The following is a 1,871-nucleotide window of genomic DNA, read 5'->3' as shown; positions in this document are numbered from 1 at the left end:
ATGTAGGACTTTTTCTAATACACGAATAGATGCTATATTATCAAGCATTGCTCCTGATTCCATTCTATGTAGCTTTAATTTCCTAAAAGCGAAATCTACAACAAGTTGAAGAGCCTCTATTGTATAGCCCTTAGCATTATGCTCCTTACCTAAAGTAAATCCCGTATAACAGCTTTGGAGGTCTCCCCTAACAATTTGAGTTAATGAAATGTCTCCGATCAGTTTATCATTTTCTCTTAAAAAGATTCCAAAAGGATTACTTGCCCTTCAGCTTTCTTTTTTCATACTTGTTCAAGACGTATTTTTTGATGTTATTTTGTATAAAAAACTTTTGGGAGCAACCTGTTCGAAAAATTGATAAAGAATAAGCGATTGAAGGATGAAAACAGAAGACTACAAGGAAAACTGTATGAACAAATATAATGAAACAAGGCTCTTACTTTGTAGCGGTATCCACGAAGTAAGAGCCTTGTTTTTTCTACTCATTTTTTATATCAGTCTTGATTTTCCAATGGAAAGGCACAGAAAATCTACTACAGAAGTTGTGATACCTCTAGGATTAACAAATTCTTTAAATTTCTGTGTACTACGTACAAGCCCTCTACTTTTGGCATGTGCCTCTAATTCAGCTCGAACTTGTATTGTATCCGGAGCCATTCTTTCTAAAGCATGTTCAGAATATTTACGAACATTGATTTCAAGTTTTTAAAACTCATTTATTGTAACTGTAAAATGTGGCTTGAATTTTACTTCGATTTTTTTCTTTTCTTCTGTACCTAGAATGTATAGTGAATCATTACGAGTATATATTTCTTTCACTGATTCCATCTTGGTTTCTATGATACGTTTGTCTTCGTATAGCATTATTAATTCAACTGTTGCATCATAATAGAACATATTCATAACCAGTTCAAATCCAAGTTTATCAATTTTACTATATCGATACGCACCTGCACCTGGAATATAGTAATCTTCTGGTTCGCTTTCGAAAATTTCTAGTAACTCATACTTATCATGTTTAATATCCAATATTCCTCAACCTTTTTGTCATAGATTACTTACTATGCTATTCATTCTATTCTTTTTTCTTTGCGGGAACAACTGTGATAACGTCACCTTTATCATTTATAACTACGTAGCCTTCGTCTCTAACGTATTTCCAAGTACCAGGATTGTCTCCTGGTTTGCGAGTGCCCGTTTTTATAATATCTTCAACTACATTTGGAGTCATTCCTCGAGGATCAACTTTTTTTAATTCTTCCATGTATTTATCTGATCCGAATGTATACCCTTTTCTTTCAGCTCGCTCACGTGCTCGTTTTGTAAGCTCCGCTCGAACTTGAACTGTATCAGGTGCCATTCTTTCAAGTGCATGTTCAGAGTACTTACGTCCATCAATGACGCCGCCACCTCTTGGCATACTCCATCCAATCTCTTCAGTTACCTTTGATACTTTCCCTAAATCCTTCGCTTTTTGCTCTAACTCTCCATATTTACCAAATACTCGACCAATAACTTTAGGAGTGCCACCTACAACTGTAGAAACAGTTCCCCATACATAATCATTCGGCTCATATTTTCTGTCTGTGAAAAATTCTCTTCCATTTTATCTGGATCAACACGTACTTGCCTCAACTAATTTCCTTCACCTATATGTATAAAACTTCCAAATATAAGTATAGCAAATTGATAGAGTTGGTCCAGACATGATTCGTAAATGTGTACTTTTTAATATGTTAGCGGGCCCCATATTATTTAAATTAAGATGATTCAAGTCGGAGGAAGGCTCCTTAGGGTGTCTTTTCTTTATGAATAGAAAGCACGCCTATTTCCGTAGGTGTAGTAAATGATAACCCCTATTACCATTTATT

Annotated in this window: 1 protein-coding gene and 2 pseudogenes; all 3 read right to left on the bottom strand. The window is 35.0% G+C overall.

Annotated elements, in window-relative coordinates; translation table 11 throughout:
- Positions 1 to 344, bottom strand: a pseudogene (locus ACQGS6_RS27565) (GNAT family N-acetyltransferase); the annotation flags it as partial.
- 361 nt (positions 345 to 705) lie between these two features.
- Positions 706 to 1,029, bottom strand: coding sequence for a hypothetical protein (locus ACQGS6_RS27560; RefSeq protein ID WP_000351757.1), 324 nt, complete (start codon positions 1,027 to 1,029; stop codon positions 706 to 708).
- A 46-nt stretch (positions 1,030 to 1,075) separates the two neighbouring features.
- A pseudogene (locus tag ACQGS6_RS27555) lies at positions 1,076 to 1,606 on the bottom strand (hypothetical protein); the annotation flags it as partial.
- Between the last annotated feature and the right edge of the window lie 265 nt (positions 1,607 to 1,871).

The sequence above is a fragment of the Bacillus sp. GMs2/2 genome (genome assembly GCF_050172095.1).
Lineage (GTDB): Bacteria > Bacillota > Bacilli > Bacillales > Bacillaceae_G > Bacillus_A > Bacillus_A cereus.
This window is presented reverse-complemented; position numbering and strand designations above follow the sequence as displayed.